The 18,232-nt window shown below is 55.3% G+C and carries 17 protein-coding genes and 1 pseudogene; 8 read left to right on the top strand and 10 right to left on the bottom strand.

What is annotated here, in order from left to right; all coding sequences use genetic code 11:
- Positions 1-12: 12 nt before the first annotated feature.
- Together istB and JQ822_RS23575 are read left to right on the top strand one after the other, a co-directional pair.
- Positions 13-768 (top strand): IS21-like element helper ATPase IstB, encoded by a 756-nt coding sequence (gene istB / locus JQ822_RS23580; RefSeq protein ID WP_020833799.1) that lies wholly within the window; start codon positions 13-15, stop codon positions 766-768.
- 753 nt (positions 769-1,521) lie between these two features.
- Entirely contained in the window at positions 1,522-2,214 is a 693-nt protein-coding gene (locus JQ822_RS23575) for a reverse transcriptase domain-containing protein (protein WP_071882548.1), read from the top strand.
- On the opposite strand, the gene JQ822_RS23570 is transcribed toward JQ822_RS23575, so the two are convergent.
- The 6 genes and pseudogenes from JQ822_RS23570 to JQ822_RS23545 form a co-directional block, all read right to left on the bottom strand.
- Complete coding sequence (locus JQ822_RS23570; RefSeq protein WP_011783503.1) at positions 2,129-2,989, bottom strand: LysR family transcriptional regulator; 861 nt, start codon at positions 2,987-2,989, stop codon at positions 2,129-2,131. The two genes, JQ822_RS23575 and JQ822_RS23570, sit on opposite strands and share 86 nt — an antisense overlap.
- Positions 2,983-3,993 (bottom strand): phosphonate dehydrogenase, encoded by a 1,011-nt coding sequence (locus tag JQ822_RS23565; RefSeq protein ID WP_011783502.1) that lies wholly within the window; start codon positions 3,991-3,993, stop codon positions 2,983-2,985. Before JQ822_RS23565 ends, JQ822_RS23570 begins: the two co-directional genes overlap by 7 nt.
- Before the next feature lie 9 nt (positions 3,994-4,002).
- A complete protein-coding gene (gene phnE, locus JQ822_RS23560) occupies positions 4,003-4,833 on the bottom strand; it encodes a phosphonate ABC transporter, permease protein PhnE (protein ID WP_020833798.1) in 831 nt (276 codons plus the stop codon).
- Positions 4,834-4,843: 10 nt separating this feature from the next.
- Positions 4,844-5,707: a phosphate/phosphite/phosphonate ABC transporter substrate-binding protein gene (gene phnD / locus JQ822_RS23555; protein WP_011784780.1), complete on the bottom strand. Its 864-nt coding sequence runs from the start codon at positions 5,705-5,707 to the stop codon at positions 4,844-4,846.
- A complete protein-coding gene (gene phnC, locus JQ822_RS23550; protein WP_011784779.1) occupies positions 5,704-6,549 on the bottom strand; it encodes a phosphonate ABC transporter ATP-binding protein in 846 nt (281 codons plus the stop codon). The genes phnD and phnC overlap by 4 nt, the downstream gene beginning before the upstream one ends.
- A 192-nt stretch (positions 6,550-6,741) precedes the next feature.
- A pseudogene (locus JQ822_RS23545) lies at positions 6,742-8,172 on the bottom strand (IS1634 family transposase); the annotation flags it as partial.
- A gap of 43 nt (positions 8,173-8,215) precedes the next feature.
- Between JQ822_RS23545 and JQ822_RS24725 the strand changes: the two are divergent.
- Positions 8,216-8,344: a MipA/OmpV family protein gene (locus JQ822_RS24725; RefSeq protein ID WP_077909722.1), complete on the top strand. Its 129-nt coding sequence runs from the start codon at positions 8,216-8,218 to the stop codon at positions 8,342-8,344.
- A gap of 108 nt (positions 8,345-8,452) precedes the next feature.
- Here the strand turns inward: JQ822_RS24725 and JQ822_RS23535 are convergent, their stop codons facing one another.
- The 4 genes from JQ822_RS23535 to JQ822_RS23520 all read right to left on the bottom strand — a co-directional run bounded on the left by JQ822_RS23535 (position 8,453) and on the right by JQ822_RS23520 (position 12,361).
- The gene (locus tag JQ822_RS23535; protein WP_020833795.1) at positions 8,453-9,034 is read right to left on the bottom strand and encodes a DUF6448 family protein; all 582 of its coding nucleotides are present in this window, start codon (positions 9,032-9,034) and stop codon (positions 8,453-8,455) included.
- Between the two features lie 216 nt (positions 9,035-9,250).
- Positions 9,251-10,390, bottom strand: coding sequence for a helix-turn-helix domain-containing protein (locus tag JQ822_RS23530; protein ID WP_020833794.1), 1,140 nt, complete (start codon positions 10,388-10,390; stop codon positions 9,251-9,253).
- A complete protein-coding gene (locus JQ822_RS23525) occupies positions 10,381-11,706 on the bottom strand; it encodes an ATP-binding protein (RefSeq protein WP_011786649.1) in 1,326 nt (441 codons plus the stop codon). The genes JQ822_RS23530 and JQ822_RS23525 overlap by 10 nt, the downstream gene beginning before the upstream one ends.
- Positions 11,696-12,361, bottom strand: a complete 666-nt coding sequence (locus JQ822_RS23520; protein WP_020833793.1) for a response regulator — start codon at positions 12,359-12,361, stop codon at positions 11,696-11,698. Before JQ822_RS23520 ends, JQ822_RS23525 begins: the two co-directional genes overlap by 11 nt.
- A 168-nt stretch (positions 12,362-12,529) precedes the next feature.
- Here JQ822_RS23520 and JQ822_RS23515 point away from each other — a divergent pair, with 168 nt between their 5' ends.
- The 5 genes from JQ822_RS23515 to JQ822_RS23495 all read left to right on the top strand — a co-directional run bounded on the left by JQ822_RS23515 (position 12,530) and on the right by JQ822_RS23495 (position 17,898).
- Positions 12,530-13,846 carry a ferredoxin reductase family protein gene (locus tag JQ822_RS23515; RefSeq protein WP_020833792.1) on the top strand — a complete coding sequence of 439 codons (1,317 nt, stop codon included), beginning with the start codon at positions 12,530-12,532 and terminating at the stop codon, positions 13,844-13,846.
- A gap of 76 nt (positions 13,847-13,922) precedes the next feature.
- Complete coding sequence (locus JQ822_RS23510) at positions 13,923-14,303, top strand: PepSY domain-containing protein (RefSeq protein WP_020833791.1); 381 nt, start codon at positions 13,923-13,925, stop codon at positions 14,301-14,303.
- Between the two features lie 54 nt (positions 14,304-14,357).
- On the top strand, positions 14,358-14,831 hold the full coding sequence (locus JQ822_RS23505; protein ID WP_019677799.1) for a DUF2271 domain-containing protein: 474 nt from the start codon (positions 14,358-14,360) through the stop codon (positions 14,829-14,831).
- A gap of 22 nt (positions 14,832-14,853) precedes the next feature.
- The gene (locus tag JQ822_RS23500; RefSeq protein WP_020833790.1) at positions 14,854-17,070 is read left to right on the top strand and encodes a PepSY domain-containing protein; all 2,217 of its coding nucleotides are present in this window, start codon (positions 14,854-14,856) and stop codon (positions 17,068-17,070) included.
- A 75-nt stretch (positions 17,071-17,145) separates the two neighbouring features.
- On the top strand, positions 17,146-17,898 hold the full coding sequence (locus tag JQ822_RS23495) for a VIT1/CCC1 transporter family protein (RefSeq protein WP_011784790.1): 753 nt from the start codon (positions 17,146-17,148) through the stop codon (positions 17,896-17,898).
- Positions 17,899-18,232: the final 334 nt, after the last annotated feature.

Raw genomic sequence — 18,232 nt, 5'->3', positions numbered from 1 at the left:
GCGGAGAACAGCATGAGCCAACAGACCCTCAACCGCCTGCGCGAGCTCAGACTCGGCGGCATGGCCGCTGCCCTGCAGCAGCAACAAGAACAGGTCGCGACCTACGACGGCCTGTCGTTTATCGAACGGCTGGGACTCTTGGTCGAGCAAGAACATCTGGCGCGCGAGCAACGCAAACAGGCGCGGCTGGTGCGCCACGCTCGCCTCAAGCTGAGCGCCACCACCCAAGAGATCGACTACCAGCACCCGCGCAACATCGACCGAGCCCAGATCGCCCGGCTGGCCCAGGGCGACTGGCTGCAACGCGGGCAGAACCTGCTGATCACCGGCCCCTGCGGCAGCGGCAAGACCTATCTGGCCTGCGCCTTGGGCTATCAGGCCTGTCTGCAGGGCTACGGCACCCACTACCACCGCCTGTCACGGCTGCTGCAGAGCCTGACCCAGGCCAAGGCCGACGGTAGCTACGGCCGGCTATTGGCCCAGTTGGCCAAGGTCGAGCTGCTGATCCTCGATGACTGGGGGCTGGAGCCGCTGCTACCCGCCCAGCGCCACGATCTGCTGGAGATCATGGACGACCGTCACGGCCGCCATTCGACCGTGGTGATCAGCCAGCTGCCGACCGACCAGTGGTACGCCAGCATCGGTGACAGCACCCTCGCTGAAGCGATCCTCGATCGGCTCATGCACAACGCCCACCGGCTGCAACTGAAGGGCGAATCGATGCGCAAACAACGATCGCCATTGACCCAAGATGAACAGCCGCGCTAAAAAGCCGGCAAGGGAAATGCGCTAAGACGAGCGGTGTTCACGTTGGCCGGAATCACTGTTCAACTTCGCCGGAATACGCAGGTGGGCCATAATGAATTCAAGAAGAATGTCATGGGGGATGGAAGAAAAGCTGTTCGATCGATATCGCAAACTGGTCAAGACGTGACGATAGTCAACGGATAGTTCAGGTGAAAGAATCAGCTGATCTACGCGAACTGTCATTACCTTGTGATTATTAGCCATGGGCACAACCTCGAATATTAACAATGCAGCCATATTACTAACTGAGGGGCGTGCTGTGTTTTCTCTAATTTCGGTATTTCCGCAATTAGAGAAAAAAATTCCAAGCGCCAGGTATGGAAGGCGTATCAGCGCGTTAAATCAAATCGAGGTGCGGCCGGTGTAGATGGCCAGACGATTCAGCCGTCATTCCGCACCTAATTTCGAGAATACTTTATGTGACGAATGTCACGTGACCGAGAGGCCGATAAATAACTTCCTGACACCAATGGTGTCTTGCATTAGTGTTGCTCGGTTAAGTTGCCAAGGTATGGCCAGATCACAGATGTCTTAACCATCATCGGCATACCTACCGCAGGCTGGAGCCAAACGGTGAGAATCGCGGAACCTAGCAAACTTCGTCAAACGTGTAGCGAACGTCGCCGAAAAAAAAATCCAGAATCAGGTGCGGAAAGTCGGATTCAGGACTTTGATCGAGACTTAAGTAAGAACCTCTATCTAATTTGGAATCGGATGTCGTCCGGCAGCTATTTCCCACTGTCCGTCAAAGCAGTTCCAATTCCGAAGAAAAGTGGAGGAGAAAGATTGCTCGGGGTACCCACGGTTAGCGATCGTATAGCGCAAACTGTGGTTACTATGACGCTGGAACCTATCCTGGAACCTGTCTTTCATGTGGACTCGTACGGGTATCGGCGCGGGAAATCCCCGCATGATGCGCTTGCGATCACGCGAAAGCGGTGCTGGGAAAGGGACTGGGTGCTGGAGTATGACATCCGTGGCTTGTTTGATCATATTGATCATGAGCTATTGCTCAAGGCCCTTGACCACCATTGCTCTGAATCCTGGGTGCTGCTGTATGTGAGGCGCTGGCTAACGGCACCGATGCAGACGAAAGATGGTAAGCAGGAACGACGGAACGTTGGCACACCACAAGGTGGCCCGTTATCGCCAGTTCTGGCAAACCTGTTTCTGCATTATGCATTGGATCGTTGGCTGACCGTTCGTCATCCGGATATCCCATTCTGCCGATATGCAGATGACGGAATACTGCGTTGTCGAAGTGAGCGTGAGGCTCAGTATCTGCATTCCCAGCTAGATATGCGTGAGGTGGACCCAATAGCTATTCACAGAGATGCCCAACAAACGAGTATACTGGCCTGTGTTTGTCCAGGCTGCTCGGATAAATCACCATCAGCTCCTTGCTAAGGCCAGGCTCACTCACGGGAATAGCCACCAGACTTCCATTTTGGACCTCCTCCCGTACAGAACTTTCAAGCACCAACGATGCGCCAAGTCCGACCTTAACCGCTTGCTTGACGGCTTCGGTGCTACCCAGCTGCATAGATACCGTCGGAAATGGCCCATGCTCACCGAAGTAGGTCGCCAAAAGCCGGCCAGTGCCGGTGCCGGGTTCGCCGCCGATCAGAGCCATGTTAGACAGCGTATCGCGGTCGATATCGGTTCGACGGGCTAACGGGTGACCAGGCGGAACGATTAGAACAACGGGCTCGTTACGCCACGCCTGAGCATGGAATCCGGGTAGATCATGCCACCACTCCATAATCGCCACGTCCAGCTCACCGTCCGATAAATGCCGTGCAATAGTCGGATTGGAATCTATTACCACATCCACCTCGGGCCCTACGCCCAGCTCCTTGTAACGACGGATGTAGGGCTGGAGCATATAAATCCCAATATTGGAGCTCGCCCCAACGCGAAGTCGAGCCTCCATAATGGAAGATCTCGCCTGCTCCTCCAGCCGGAGCAGACTTCGGGCAAAAGGCAACAAGGTTAAGGCAGCCCGGGTTGGCTCACAGCCAGAGCGCCCCCTGTGGACCAATAAAACGCCAAGTTGGTTTTCGAGTTTTTGAAGGTGCTGGGACAGTGTGGGTTGTGCGATGTCCAACTGGCGGGCTGCGGCCTGAAACCCGTTGTGGTCCAGCACCGCCACGAAACTCTTCAGCCAGACAAGATTCAGCATGGGCCGCTCTCGCGGCCACTGGGATCATTGATCGCATCACCCGGCCGCTCACCCCGAAGCACTTGCAGAATGTTCCGAGCAGCGCGTTGCTCGATAGCCAGACGCACCTGGCTGACTGCCGATCCGATGTGAGCAGTAAACAGCGTGTTGGGGTGGGCCCTGAGCCCCTGGGCGATCTCCCTCGGACGATCTTCTCTCGCCCAATCTTCCATCTCAAACACATCAGCGGCGTACCCCCCCAACTGACCGGATTGAAGCGCTTGCAGAACACTACCCTCATCCACCACAGATCCACGGCAGGGATTGATAAGGAATGCGCCCGGTTTCATTCCTGTTAGCGTTTCGCGATTAATGGTGTGGAGGGTTTGCTCATTGAGCGCCAGTGCCAGGATCACAATATCTGACTGGGCCAGCAGCATCTTGAGGGGAGTATGGGACAAACCCAGTGCCTGCTCATGCTGCACGGGTAAACGTTCCGGCTGGGAATAGATTAAATCCGCTCCCCATCCGTTCAGGCGCTGCGCCACCGCTTGGCCGATGGCCCCCATACCCACAATACCAATCCGTGAGCCTTCGATCCCCTGCCCATAGAAGCGTGGTGTCCAGCCAGTAAATTCACCGGATCGAACGAAGTGGTCCGCCGCCTTGACTTGTCGGGTGAGACTGATCGTCAGCCCGACCGTTAGCTCTGCAGTAGGCACGGTTAGCAAATCCGGTACAAATGTCAGCCAAACCCCATGACGCGTGCAGGCATCCACATCAAAGTTGTCATAGCCTTTCAGGGCTGCACCAATCACCTTCAAGCGCGGACACCCCTGTAGGAACTCCACTCCAACTCGGTCTGGCATGAACGCCATCATCGCATCAGCGTCTGCAACGCGCGCAGCCACTTCCTCCTGGGGCAACGTGGCGCCGGATTGGTTGGTGACCAGCTCGCAATCTTGGGCAAGTTCATCCAGCACACTGTCATGGATCTTATGGGTTATCACAACCTTGGGTTTCATCGACGGTCCTTATTTGAATTTCTTACGAAGGCGGCCACTGAGACTGTCCACGACGGTGACCATCAACAAGATGACAATGAGAATGGCGCTGACTTCCTGATACTGCATGATTCTCAGCGAGCCCATCAATTCGAAGCCAATACCACCGGCACCCACCATGCCCATTACGGTCGAGGCACGGAAATTGTATTCCCAGCGATAAATGGACACGTCCGCGAATTGAGGAAGTACTTGTGGCAGCACGGCGTGATAGAGCACCTGCAAGCGAGTAGCGCCGGCAGCATCGGCCGCTTCCACTGGCGCCTCATCTACATGCTCAATCGCTTCGGCAAAAAACTTTCCAACCATGCCAATGGAGTGAAGACCGAGCGCCAGTACGCCAGGCAACGCCCCAAAACCAACAGCAGCCACGAAGATGATGCCCATGATCAGTTCCGGGACTGAACGCAAACCGTTTAAAAGGGTTCGAGTTACTTGGAACACCACCGGATGTGGAGAGGTGTTGCGCGCAGCCAGGAATGCCAGTGGCACAGACAAGGTTACTGCAATGGCAGTACCGGCAATGCTCATCGCAAGCGTGTCGATTAACGGCGACACCCAGCTGGCCACATTGGTGAAGTCAGGTGGAAGAGATTCGCCAATGAGTGTGCCTATGGCTGGCACGCCATTGGCAAGTGTATTGAAATTGAGCAGCCCTACGTGCCAACTTGCGACAAAAATGATGAGCAGCACTAACAGCGACTGTCCGAGTTTTTTCCGCCAGCCTTTCGCGTGCTCATCCAGCACGGAGGCCGACGGGGCCGGCGACAGAGTCGCCGGTTCCGTCGTTGTATAGTTCATGGGGCACTCCTCACATTTTTGCGAAATCAAGATTGAGCAGGCCACCCATAGCGCGGATGACATCGTAATCTTCGTCGGTAATTGCCGCGAATCCCTCAGCCTTCAGGTTGTCGAGAATCTCCGGGTCATCGATCTGCAGAAAGGCTTTCTGAATGTTGCTCTTCAGCTCAGGGGCCAGGTTCGAACGCATGGCCCAGGGGTATTGAGGAAAGTCACCGCTGTAGCCCAGCACTTTGACCTTGCTCCGATCAATCAAACCGCGGTCCATCACATGCTCGAAGATAACTTCGGACAACCCTCCGGCGTCGGCATTGCCATTGGCGACGTTAACCGCAACAGCGTCATGGCTACCGACGAAATGAGCCTCATAGTCCTTTCCGGCTTCGAGCTCTGCCTTCTCAAGGAGTACGGTCTTGGGGATCAGGTGGCTGGAAGTGGATGCGCGGTCACCGTAGGCCATTTTCTTGCCTTTGATATCCGCGAAGGAGCCAACGCCAGAGTCCGCATTGGCAATAATGATGGAGCGATAAGTCGGCTTCCCGTCTACCACCATGGCGGCAAAGGGTTCAATGTCACTCTTACTCTTGGCCATCACATAGGACAACGGACCAAAGTAAGCCAGGTCAATTCGGCCAAAACGCATGGCTTCGATCATGGAGGAGTAATCGGTGGTAACAATCAGTTCTACTTCCTTACCAAGAGTGGTTTCCAGGTAATCCTTCAAAGGTTGGTTTCGCTTGATCAGTTCTGACGCGTTCTCATCCGGCAGCAAGGCAACTTTCAAAAGATCAGGGTCTGTATCTGCGGCATGGGCTGACCAATGGATGCCGAGCATCATTATCAGAGCCAGCAAAGAGTGAATCATTGTCTTCATTGTGCTATCTCCAGTACGTCTGTCGTTATCGGGGTGGTCTTAGGTTTATGGATGGCTGGTTTGCCTTCCGCAGCTACCACGCTGGGTGACCGGTGGTAAATCTCGTCCAGGTGTTTCGATTTCAGGTTTTCAGGAGCATCGTCAAAAACGATATGAGCGTTCGAAAGGCCGATGATCCGGTCTGCAAAACGCTGGGCGTATTCCAATTGGTGCAAGGAAATAACCGCGGTGATTCCATCTTCCTGACAAATATCGCGCAGTAGGCCGAGTACCTTTTCAGAAGTGGCCGGATCCAGGCTGGCAACGGGCTCATCGGCAAGAATCATGGATGGTTGCTGCACCAATGCTCTGGCGATTCCAACCCGCTGCTGCTGGCCGCCGGACAACTGATCTACTCGGGAAAGCGCTTTGTCAGCCAGACCTACGCGGTCGAGGCATTGCAGAGCCAACTCCAGGTCCTGCCGGGGCAGGGGAAGCAGGCTTCGCCAAGTACCGTGATACGCAAGTCTGCCTGTCAGCACATTCTGTAACGCGGTGTATCGTTCGATCAGCTGGTGATGCTGGAACACCATGGCGGTGCGGCTGCGGTGCTGTCGCAGGATTCTACGGTTGGTCAGTTCACCAAACTCGCCAGACACAACCTTCCCGGTTGTGGGCTTAACCAGGTGATTCAGTGAACGAAGCAGAGTGGATTTACCCGCGCCTGAAAGTCCCAGTAGCACGGTGAATTCGCCCTTGTGAAAGTGAACGTTGGTGGGTTTGAGCGCGAGGACGTTTCCCGGGTAGGTTACGCCCATACTCTCGACTCGAAGCATCACATTGGTTGATTGAGTTGGCGCCACAGGATCACCTTTTGCAATAAATAAGCTCGCCGTATTGCGAGTTACAATTGAACGGTAAAGCTGAGAGATGACACTGTCGTGTCACTGACGTGACAGGTTGATGAAGTGCTTTTGGTTCGCAAGGATTTTCCGAAGGGCTCTGTGAAATACATGGAGCTCAGCCAAAGTGGAACCCGACATTCCGCACCCGCTTCATGAATAAATCTGCCGGTATCGAGGGCCGAGAACGTCGATGATGGTCTCCTGAACGGTGTTGATGTCGGTCACTTGGGCTGGTTCGCCCCCCAGGCTGTACTCGTGGATCCCGCCAAAGCACAGGAAGATCCAGCGGGCGGTTGGCTTCTGCGTCGGTTTCTTCTTCATGTCCGGCACGCTGCGGCCTTGGGCAACCAGCCCTTTGCGGATACGGTGCTCCAGCGCGGCGTAAATCATCAGGCTGCAGGTCATCACCATCAACAGGGCTTCAATGCGCTCCGGCTTTTTCAGATAGAGCGATGAGGTCAGGAACTCGGGGCTTTTGAGGAAACGAAAGCCGCGCTCAACCGTTTGCTGTGCCTTGTAGGTGGCCAGCAGTTCGGCCATGGTCAGGGTGCCGCTCAGGTCGTTGGTGGCCAGGATGAACACGCCCGTCTGGGCGTTGGCCTCCTCCACCCGTTCCAGGCAGGTAGCGGCCTGACCCTCGATGCGGTACTGATAGCTGTCGGGTTGCTGGCCGCTTTTGGGTCTGCCGGCGCTGGCGTAAACGGGCTCCGTCAGCACGTGGCCTTGCACAATCTCCAGTAGTTTCAGCCCGTTGGCAAAGCGCGCCAGCTCCGCTTCGGCATCGGCCTGACAGGCAAAGCGCCGCGCGCACAGTTTGGTGAACGCCTTGAGCTCGCGGGTGCTGTCGCCCAGCAGGTGCTTGGCCAGCGTTTTCTGCTCGGCATGGTTGGCCTTTTCGCTGCGCACCAGCAGCCAGCGCTGCGGCACATCCGCGTAGTCGGCATCCAGCCAGCGCCCCTGGTAGCCATCGCCCAGCGCGGTCAGCGGCGCCTCACCAATGGCTGCCACAGCATTCCGTGCTTCCGTCAGGGTGCGCGGCACGCGGGTGATGAACAGCTGGCGCTGATGATGCAACAGGTGCAGGGTCTCGGCGCAGTACAGCGCTGCATCACCGACCAGATAGCGGCTCTCCTGCGCGGACTTGAGGCTGCGCAGGTGGCGATTAACCGTCTCGCGAAAGGCGCTGTTATCGTTGCTGTTGCCACTGAGCGCTTGCAGGTACACCGGCAAGCCGGCCTGATTCTCACAGATCAGCTCCAGGATCACCTGATTGAGCTCTGGCCGATGGTCACGGCTGTATCCCCGCACCAGTTGCAGCCGGCCGGTCTGTTCGCCATCGGCGCAGTCATAGGCGCCATCGACGTGAAAGCTGGTGATATCAAGATGCACCGCCGTGGGCTTGAGCCCCAGCTTGGCGACCACTTGCTCGGCCATCACCTGATAAAGCGTCGACACATCGGCCGCAAACAGCGCATCCAGACAGCGCCCGAGCACATCATCATTAAGGTCATCGGCGCAGAGCCCGGGGCCGATCAATCGCTCGACCGGCTTGTTGGCGAAGAACTGCGGGAACATGCAGAGGTCTTAGCGTACGATTTTTTCCGTTTCGTGAGCTGACCCCTACCTGAACAAGAACTGGCAGATCTTCGGCGAAGCTCTTTACGAAGTTTATGGGAGTGACGTCTCAGATAGCCCGATATCCCAGAATGATTATGAAGCGGAGATTGGTGTTGGGTTCATTTATGTTTTTTGATGCGCCTTAATAGAATGATGGTACCAATTCAGCCGAAGGCGAAACTGGAAATGAATACAACGGCAAAGCAGGCCGTCAGCCTGCTTTGCGTCTGCGTGAAGATAGGAATTAGTCCCCCTGCCCTCCAGCAGCGCCATGCACGCCCTCTATATAGCGAATGTAATTGACGTAGTCAGCGACAAAGGCACGCCCCTTATCGACGCTTTGATCAGCCATGGCCCTTGCACGCTGAGCCTCATTATAACGCTCACGAATACCGTTCTCGATCTTGCGGGTTATATTTGCCACGAGGGGATCAATTTGCCCGTTTTTCAACGCCGCATCCGCCGCCATTAAACCCGGATCAATCTGTCCGGAAGGCTTGATGCCGGTAAAGGGTTCGCCTTCGGAGGCACGATGAACCTTAACGAGCGTCGAGAACAGATGCTGATCGGCAATGTTTTTCGCAGTTTCGCTTTGCCCGCGGACTTGGAGCACATCGGCGAATACCCTTTTGATTTCGGCCTCATCCTTTGCCGGCACCCATTTGAGCAAGGGCTTAACATTGCCTGACTCCAGTGCCGCACGGGCTTCGGTAATCGCGGGACCGTCCAGAGCATCACAATGAGCTTGGGCGCTGGCGGCAAACATCAGGCTGAAGATTGCTGCGGCCACTGCGGGAACAGCGGTTTTGCGTAATTTGGTTTTCATACATGACCTCTTCATATTGCGTTGAGCTTCACGAGCACCGGGTTTGGTGGCGCTTCGCAATCAGAGTACGGAAGGGAGGCCAAAGAATCGTTCGCAAGTACGAAACCGAACCGATGCCATGGTTTAGAAATAAAAACCTACAATTCAGCTGTTTAGAGGTTTCAGTATCGGGTGAGAGCGTACTCGAACGCCGGGTAGCCAGGTTCAGGATCGTGGCTAGGGTCGGATATCGCCCTGCAGGGCTCGTCGGCGATATTCACTGGGGGTAAATCCTGTCTCTTTCTTGAAAGCAGTGTTGAATACGGACTTCGAGTTGAAGCCAGAGTCATACATAGTTTGCAGAATATTTGCCTGATTGGCTGCATCGGCCAGGCGCGATTTCGCCTCGTCGATGCGATAGCGACTGACGAACTCAAAGAAATTGCAGCCAAAGCCTTGGTTAATGGCCCGTGAAACCTCTCTTGAAGGGGCGCCCAATTTCCGTGAAAGTTGTTCCAGGGTCAGGTTGGGGTGCAAGTGGGGCTTTTCCTGGTGCATTAACTGTTGGAGCCTGACCTTTAAAGTTTGATCAAACTGCGGCGTGGGCTCTTCTTCCAGCAAGGCGACCTGGTCTGCTGCCAATCCAGAGAAAACAACGGGTTGGCGAAGAGAGTTTATCATCAGAAAATTGATGAAAATGAAGCCCGTTACAGCGCCAGCGCCGGCCACCCACTCGGTTCCGGGCACGCTTCTAAACACATGCGCTGTAAGGCAGTACATCATGCTCACGGTCCAAGCCACTGCATAGCCGATCAGAAGCGTCCGTAACCACGCAAGTTGTTTGTTTTCAATACTCGAGAAAATCTGTCGAATACCAAGGCCGAAACGGTTAATCGCACGAATAGTCGCGTACAGGTAGCCCAGAAAGACCGCGTGAATAGCGACTGCAAGAAGGGGAGAGGTAAGTACGCCCGGGTGGTCCCGTTCAAGCAGAATCTGAACTTTGGTCTCGCTTGGCTGTAAATAATATTCAATCAGAAAAATTGCGCCGACCACCCAGAAGAGCAACGTGTGCACGAGATGCTTCCCGCTTAACTGGAAATTCTGATACATCAGCGATTGCGCATATAGATAGAGCGTGCCGGCTTGTAGAAGTCCGATGAGTGTTCCGAGGTAGGCGAAGTTTGGGTACTGGAGCGCAAGCCCGCTGCCATAGAGGAAGATCTCTCCCAGCCCGGCGGCGAAGAACACCAGAGTGGCAACCAGGAGTCGGTTAGATATGAGCCCACTGTTGGATGGAAGTAGGAGAAAAACGGCAAGAGCCAGCGATTGAATGATGCTCGTCAGCAGCACAATGTCGGTGAGTGTCAGATACATGCCAGATTCAGCTCCGCTTCAAAACCATCCTGCCGTCCTGTTGCCGGCGATCTGAGATGCAGGGTCATGCCGGCACCTTTAGCAATCGCATCGGCAATCGCGAGGCCCAGGCCAGAACCTGCAGCGTCCGTTTTGGCGCGTGCAAACCGGTTTCTTAAAAGAGCGAGCTGTTCCGGTGGCACTCTTGCACCGCCATTGCAGACCCTTAAAACCCCATTATCGTTCAGGTTGATCTTCACCGGCTCGCTACGGGAACCATGCTTAAGGGCATTCTCGATCAGGTTACGCACCAGGATGGCGAAGGCATCGGGATCAAGAAAGGAGTTCACTTCGCGCTCCGGCAGGGATAAAACAACTCGCCCGGGTGCCTGGGCCTCAAAATCCCGGGCAATCATCGCGAGGATGGGCACAAGATCCTGCTGGCTTTGTGAGAGTGCACCGCCACCTTCTGCTTTTGCCAACTCGAGCAGTTTTCCGGACAGCACCGAGAGACTGCGTAACGCTTCTTCAATTTCTGCAACATCATTCTTGAGATAATCATCGGGCATTCTGGTTTTCAGTCGCTGCACTTTGGCAAGCGCTGTTGCCAGGGGAGTTCGCAATTCATGGGCACTGTTGGCGGTAAAGCTGCGTTCTGATTCGAGAGCACGATGCAAACGCTCAAGCAGCCGGTTGATGGCACCGGCGATTGGTTCAAATTCACGGGGTAACTGCTCTTCTACAACAGGGGACAGATCTCCCGCGCCGCGGGATTCAATGTCTTGCTGAAAATCGACCACCTTACGAAGGGAAAGCCGGACAATCCACCAGACACCCAACAGGCTGACCGGAATCAGCACCAGTAAAGGCAACAGTAAGGCTAATCCCGCCTCCAGAGCGGATTCACGCCGGTGCGCCAAGGGTTCGGCCACTTCAAGATAGATGGTATTGCTGACTGCAGATACGCCATATAGCCGGTGGGTCAGAGTATCTGAAAACCCTTCCGCGGGGGTCCTGCTAAACACGCCAGGGTCGGCATCGTGGGACTGGAGCAGAATATTTCCAGCTTCGTCCCGTACCAGATAGGTCAGGTATTCGTCATGGTCTTTCAGGGCTGGGGCCTTTTGATTGCCCGCGCCGTTCTCACGGTTCAGGATGTCGGTGACCGCCAGTGGCAGTATGCGCTGGGCGGTTTCTTCCAGGGCACTGTCGAAGACCTCGTTCATTTCATGCTGTGCCACCAGTCCCGAAGCGGTCACGCCCAACAGCCAGAGTAGGGTGACACCGAGTGTCAGGCCGATACCGAGTGTTTTTTGCAGGCTGGTTCTAGTGGTCATGTGTTTCCAGGCGATAGCCCATTCCCCTGACGGTTACGATAGCGTCCCGCCCCAGCTTTTTACGCAGACGGCTGACATAAACTTCGATGGTGTTACTTTCGATTTCGGCCCCGAAAGCGTATAGACGATCCTCCAGTTGCGATCGCGATAACAGCATTCCGGGTCGCTGGATAAAGCCCTCAAACAATGCCCACTCCCGTGCCGTAAGTTCTACCGGCAGGCCGTTGCGACTGATGCGGTGATCGCCAAGATCAATCATCAGCTCGCCCACTTGTATGATCGGGCTTGGATTGCCGCGATATCGGCGAGCCGCCGCGGCCACGCGGGCCGACAACTCCGAAAGATCAAAGGGTTTGACCAGGTAGTCGTCAGCACCGGCATTCAATCCTTCAATCCGGTCAGACACCTGATCCCTGGCGGTCAGAATGATCACCGGTGTTGTTATTCCGGTAGCCCGGATCGTTCGCAAAAAGCCGAAGCCATGGCCGTCGGGCAGCATCAGGTCCAGCAGAATCAGGTCGTAGGCTGTGGTCCTGATACTCGCCTCAGCAAAGCGCAGAGTTTGCACCCAGTCCACGGCGTGGCCGTCGTCCGCAATCTGATCCCGGACCGCCTCGCCCAATCCCGCCGTATCCTCCACCAAAAGAACCCGCATTGTTCACCTCTGACCCAGCCCTGAAATCAAGATACTACAGCTCGAACCTGAACAACAGCCTGAATGGTCAATAACGCTTCGATCTCTCTTCACCGACCTTCAGCTGGCTGTCAGGTTTGGGCGCTAGCCTTCGGGGGAATATTCCAGGTACCGATCGCAGGAGATGTGATGATGCGGATGATTTTTCCTTTCGTTGTGTTGGTTTTGGGCCTATGGGCCTGGAACCTCTTTGCAGGTCCTGGGGCCGGTTCTCCCTGGGCAGTCTATGACCAGAGCCTGCTGCTCAGTGGGCTGTTATCCATTGCTCTGATGTCACTGACCATGATGCTGGCACTGCGCCCAGCCTGGTTGGAGAGACCGCTGGGCGGGTTGGATCAGATCTATCGCACCCACAAATGGGCGGGCATTCTGGCAGTGGTATTCGCGGCAGCTCATTGGCTGATTGAAATGGGTGACGATGTTATAGAGTCGATTTTCGGAAAGGCCGGCAGGCTGCACGATCAGGATTATTCCGGGTTCATCGACACCATGCGCGATGCTGCGGAAGAGGTAGGGGAGTTCGCCGTCTATCTGCTGTTCGCCATGCTGTTGATCACTTTGTGGCGCAAGTTTCCCTACAAATACTGGCGTTATTTGCATCGCGGCATGCCGGTGCTTTATCTGTTGCTCGCTTTCCACGCGGCGTGGCTGACTCCGCTGCAATGGTGGCAGCAGCCAATCGGACTACTGATGGCCATTTTGCTCTTTGGCGGGAGCATCGCCAGCGGGCTATCTCTGACCGGCAGAGTTGGTCGTCGTCGCCAGGTTCGCGGCATGGTCACCGCGATCAAAACACCAGACCGGGACGTCACCGAAGTTACCTGCCACATGGGGCCGGCATGGCCCGGTCACCGTGCGGGGCAATTCGCCTTTGTGACCTTCGACCGGATTGAGGGTGCGCACCCGTTCACCATCGCCAGTGCGGATCGGGAAAATGGCACTGTTACCTTCCTCATCAAATCCCTCGGAGACTTTACCCGCAATCTGAGCCAGAAAATCAGCGTGGGGCAAACTGTAAATATAGAAGGCCCTTACGGCTGTTTTAACTTCGATCGCCGCAACCGCAAATCCCACCAGATCTGGATAGCCGGTGGCATCGGGATCACGCCGTTTCTGGCCTGGCTCGAAGCTCTAAGCAGCGCCACCGACGCCACCGTGCCTGAAGCCGATCTGCATTACTGCACGCGCAACGCCGGCCAGGATCCCATGGTGGATCGACTTCGGGCGCTTTGCGATGGCTTTCCCGGAATACACCTCGAGATTCATGACAGCAGCAAGGGGCAGAGGTTGTCTGCCGAGACGTTGTCTACCAACGGACGCTCGGCAGCAGGCGCAGAGGTCTGGTTCTGCGGCCCGGCAGGGCTGGGGGAAGCCATTAGAAACGGCTTGCGGGCAGCACCCTTCCGCCTGACTCGCTTCCATAAAGAAGCTTTTCAGTTCCGCTGAAATGGCCTCGTTTGTTCAGGTCGTTGTCAGGTTAGCGCCTTAGAGTGGATTTAACACAACCAGCAGGAGAGACACCATGAAGACCAAACCCATTATTCTGAGCCTGTCTTTGTTACTTCTGAGCGGCACCGCACTGGCCGATGACGACTGCGATGATCCGGTGGCGAGTTGGCAGCCCCGTGAAAATCTGCGTGAAAAGCTGGAAGCCGAAGGCTGGACAGTTCACCGAATAAAGGTTGACGACGGTTGTTATGAAGTCCGGGGCCTCGATGCCGATGGGATCAGGGCAGAAGCCTCTTTCGCGCCCGCTTCATTGACCATGATGAAATGGGAGCGTGAAGACAGTGACGATGAGGAGAGGGACCGCGGCAACAGGAAAAATGGACAGGACAATCCCAAAAGTCAGGCGCCACGCAACGGCATCGTCAAGGGGCGTCCCACGGTTACCGTTGAGTAACTGAGCGAATTTGCCCTGTTCCTTTAACGTTCATCAGGTTTTTGGAGACCATTTATGAAAACGTTTGTTCTCACTTGCAGCCTTTTCGCCGCCTTGGCTTTACCGGTATTCGCCCAGGCCCGTGACGTGACCTTCACTACGGAACTACAGAATTACGGCGGCGATGGAGCCTATCTGGCGCTGTATCTTACCGATGCCGCCGGAGAGTATCAGGGTACCCTTTGGGTTTCCGGGAAGAAATCTAAATACTACAAACACCTGGGAGGCTGGGCCCGGGGCAGTGGGCTTGATCCTGCAGAGTATGACGGCTTGACTGGCGCCAGTGTTACCAGTGGCCGCACGCTGAAAGTGACTGTGAACCTCGATGATTCGCTGATCGACAACGGCTATGAGGTTCGAGTCGACTCTGCTGTTGAAGATATGCGCGATATCAGAGCCGATGTGATAGCCCCCCTGACCACCGAAGGGTCCGGAAAGCCGGTTTCAGGACGTGGTTACGTGCGCGCTCTGACCTACGAGCTTCAATAATTCACCAGGAGCATCGGCTATTATGTTGCGCAAGTTCCACAGTTTACCGGGTTTGCTTGCAGGCGTGTTCCTGATCGTTCTCTCGGTCACGGGAGCTGTGTTGGCTTTGGCTCCGACGCTGGATAGAGTGTCAGCGGTCATTCCGGCTTCCGGTGAAGTCAGTATTGCCGAGCTGGCAGACCGGGTCGTTGCTCACTATCCCGGGACTGAGCAGATCGTGCGAGAGCCTTCTGGCAAGGTCATTGTCTATTACAGCCGTGACGGCCAGGCCGGTGCGGATCTGGTGAATCCGGTAACAGGTGAGGGCACGCCCTACGAACCTTCCGCATTCTTTGGCTGGATCAAGGATCTGCATCGTGCGTTTATGCTGGATGATGCCGGTAGAGCGCTGGCCGGCGTATTGGCTGTTTTGATGGTGCTTCTGTGTCTTTCGGGAATATTTTTGATAGCCCGGCGTACCGGGGGTTGGAAGAATATATTAAGACCGCTTTCCGGCTCTGGCGGGAAACGAATCCATGCCGAATTGGCCCGGTTTGCCGTGCTCGGCCTACTGTTATCCGCGCTGACCGGCAGCTATATGTCCGCACAGCGCTTTGGTTTGCTGGCTGAAGCGCCTGACACCGGGCCAAGGTTTCCGGCTGAGGTCTCGGGCGGGCAACCATCGCCTGTGGGCACCTTAAAAGCCCTAGGCAATTTCGATCTTGGCGAACTCCGGGAACTGGTGTTTCCCTATCCCGGTGATCCGCAGGATGTCTATTCACTGTCAACCGCCGGCGGCTCCGGATTCGTGGACCAGGCTACGGGCGAGTTGCTGCAGTTCCAGCCGCGCTCTGACAGCGGCGTATTGCAGGACTGGATTGTACGTTTGCACACCGGTGAAGGCCTATGGTGGCTTGGCCTGATTCTTGGCGCTGCGGCACTGACTGTGCCAGCTCTCTCGATAACAGGTGCAACCATCTGGTGGCAGCGTCGCCGGTCTTCAGGGCAGCTTCCTGACAACGCCGATGCCGCTCAGGCGGATACAATTATTCTGGTCGGCTCCGAAGGTAATGCCACCTGGGGATTTGCCCGGGAACTCCATAGCAGCCTGAATAAGGCCGGTTTCCGCGTGCATTGCAGCGAGATGAATGCCCTGGCTAAGCAGTATCCGCAGGCTTCCAGGCTGTTCGTGCTGACTTCGACATACGGCGATGGTGATGCACCCGCATCGGCCCGGCAGTTTATGGCCAGGCTCAAAGAATTCCGGGCTGAGAAGAACCTGCGATACACGGTACTGGGTTTTGGTGACCGGCAGTTTCCGAACTTCTGTCAGTTTGCCTTGTCGGTGGATGCTGCGCTCGCCGGTAAAGGCGTCAGCCGTTTGCACGCCATTGAACTGATTGATCGGTGTTCTGCCTCGCAATTCAGTGAGTGGGGAAACCGGGTTGGTGAGGTTATCGGTACTCCGCTTTTCTTGAACTACTGTGCATTGCAGCCAGCAACGGTCAAACTGGAACTGGTAGAAAGGGCGGATTACGGGATTGCGGTTCAGGCGCCCACCAGTATCTTCCGGTTCAAACCGGCGGAGCAGGGCGGATGGCTAACGGCTTCTCCAAGAAGATTTAAAGCGCTGCCACCGTTCGAGGCGGGAGACCTTTTGGGGGTTATTCCCCCACACGGTCAACCCCCGCGGTTCTACTCGCTCGCGTCCTCGGCAAATGACGAAATTGTTGAGATATGCGTCCGTAAGCAGGCCGGCGGTCTTTGCTCCGGTTATTTGCATGACCTCAAGCCGGGTGATTGTATCGATGGCTTCATCCGCCCCAATCCAGGCTTTCGGCCAGCTACCGGTAACCGACCAGTGATTCTTGTTGGTGCAGGTGCCGGGATTGGTCCGTTAACCGGTTTCATCAGAAACAATACCAGTTGCAACCCTATGTATCTGTACTGGGGCGGTCGCGATGCCAGGTCAGATTTTCTCTACCAACCTGAGCTTGGGCGCTATCTTGAGGATCATCGACTGAGCGGGCTGAACACAGCCTTCTCAAGAACAGACGAGCGCGCCTACGTGCAGGATAAGCTCAAACAGGATGAATTAGCCGTGCGACAGATGGTTAACACCGGTGCGCAGATACTGGTCTGTGGTGGCCAGGATATGGCGGCGGCTGTGCGGCAGGTTATAGAAGACATTCTCAAACCCTTGCACATCGATATTGAAACTCTGAGAGGCCAGGGACGTTATCTTGAAGATGTATATTGACAGATAAAGTGACAAGGTCGAACTGAGCCTATAATCCCAAAGCACCAAATCGCGTCCTGAACAGGAAGCTGAAAGATGCCATCCACAGAAAATGAAAGACTGCTCAGCGAGCACCAGCCTAATGCCGTTCGTGCACGGCTTGCTGGTCCCGTTAAGGCCTCGACGCTACCAGATGCTGTGCTTGGCGGCATCGATGGCTGCGTTACAACGTTTGCGGTTGTATCGGGTGCGTTCGGCGCAGGTTTCTCGCCACAGGTTGCGTTGGTACTCGGCTTTGCAAACCTGATTGCAGACGGCTTCAGCATGGCGGTAAGTAATTACGAAGCGGGCCAGGCGCAGTTGAATCAGATCAAATTTGCTGAACGCACAGAACGTGAACATATCCGTGCTGTGCCAGAAGGTGAACGTGAGGAAATTCGCCAGCTGTTTCAGGCGAAGGGATTCGACGGCGAATTGCTGGAGCAAGTAGTGGAGGCTATCAGTCGTAATCCCGATGTGTGGGTAGCAACCATGTTGCGAGAAGAGTACGGACTCTCGGGTGCCGGACTCAGCCCACGCCGAGCCGCGTTGACTACCTTCGCCGCATTTTTGTCGGTTGGTGCTTTACCTTTACTGCCTTATGCCATCCCGGGTATGGAGAGTCAGATTCAGTTCCTGACGAGTCTTGGTTTGGCAGGCGTCGTCTTCTTGGGTATCGGAATGCTTAAAAGTATCGTCTATGGCTTACCAGCAATGCGATCAGGACTCCGGACTTTGATCATGGGTACGGCCGCAGCGGGGCTGGCGTTTGCTACTGGGCATTTTGCGCAGGGGTTATTGGGGGGTTAGTTCTTCAGCGGTGAATAGACAATTTAACATAATATTCCCCTAAGAGCTGATATTCATTCGCGTACCCGCTATTGGAATTAACGGCGGATTTCTCGCTCTGTTCGCCCAATGAGTGTAGTTGCAGAATTGAATTTTTAAAGCACAACTCATGCTGAAATGAAAATTATTTAGCAAGGGCCAGTCGTCGACTAATTACTGCGCAACTTTATGAATTGTGGAAAAAATGGTGTCGATATCATTGATGCCAAAGGCTTAGGGAAGGTGCGAATAAGCAGGTCATTTCTTCCCAAGCTGACTCGCTGATTAAAATTTCGCGGATCTGGGCCGATTTTTT

Origin of the sequence: Citrobacter sp. FP75 (assembly GCF_018342065.1) — a bacterium.
Taxonomy (GTDB): Bacteria; Pseudomonadota; Gammaproteobacteria; order Enterobacterales; family Enterobacteriaceae; genus Citrobacter.
This window is presented reverse-complemented; position numbering and strand designations above follow the sequence as displayed.

Coding starts and splice junctions, on each gene's coding strand:
- JQ822_RS23495 (WP_011784790.1), top strand. CDS start 17,146: ATGCCATCCACAGAAAATGAAAGACTGCTCAGCGAGCACCAGCCTAAT.
- JQ822_RS23525 (WP_011786649.1), bottom strand. CDS start 11,706: ATGACCACTAGAACCAGCCTGCAAAAAACACTCGGTATCGGCCTGACA.
- JQ822_RS23505 (WP_019677799.1), top strand. CDS start 14,358: ATGAAAACGTTTGTTCTCACTTGCAGCCTTTTCGCCGCCTTGGCTTTA.
- JQ822_RS23570 (WP_011783503.1), bottom strand. CDS start 2,989: ATGCTGAATCTTGTCTGGCTGAAGAGTTTCGTGGCGGTGCTGGACCAC.
- JQ822_RS23500 (WP_020833790.1), top strand. CDS start 14,854: ATGTTGCGCAAGTTCCACAGTTTACCGGGTTTGCTTGCAGGCGTGTTC.
- JQ822_RS23510 (WP_020833791.1), top strand. CDS start 13,923: ATGAAGACCAAACCCATTATTCTGAGCCTGTCTTTGTTACTTCTGAGC.
- JQ822_RS23520 (WP_020833793.1), bottom strand. CDS start 12,361: ATGCGGGTTCTTTTGGTGGAGGATACGGCGGGATTGGGCGAGGCGGTC.
- JQ822_RS23575 (WP_071882548.1), top strand. CDS start 1,522: ATGTCGTCCGGCAGCTATTTCCCACTGTCCGTCAAAGCAGTTCCAATT.
- phnE (WP_020833798.1), bottom strand. CDS start 4,833: ATGAACTATACAACGACGGAACCGGCGACTCTGTCGCCGGCCCCGTCG.
- JQ822_RS23515 (WP_020833792.1), top strand. CDS start 12,530: ATGATGCGGATGATTTTTCCTTTCGTTGTGTTGGTTTTGGGCCTATGG.
- phnD (WP_011784780.1), bottom strand. CDS start 5,707: ATGAAGACAATGATTCACTCTTTGCTGGCTCTGATAATGATGCTCGGC.
- JQ822_RS23565 (WP_011783502.1), bottom strand. CDS start 3,993: ATGAAACCCAAGGTTGTGATAACCCATAAGATCCATGACAGTGTGCTG.
- JQ822_RS23535 (WP_020833795.1), bottom strand. CDS start 9,034: ATGAAAACCAAATTACGCAAAACCGCTGTTCCCGCAGTGGCCGCAGCA.
- JQ822_RS23530 (WP_020833794.1), bottom strand. CDS start 10,390: ATGTATCTGACACTCACCGACATTGTGCTGCTGACGAGCATCATTCAA.
- istB (WP_020833799.1), top strand. CDS start 13: ATGAGCCAACAGACCCTCAACCGCCTGCGCGAGCTCAGACTCGGCGGC.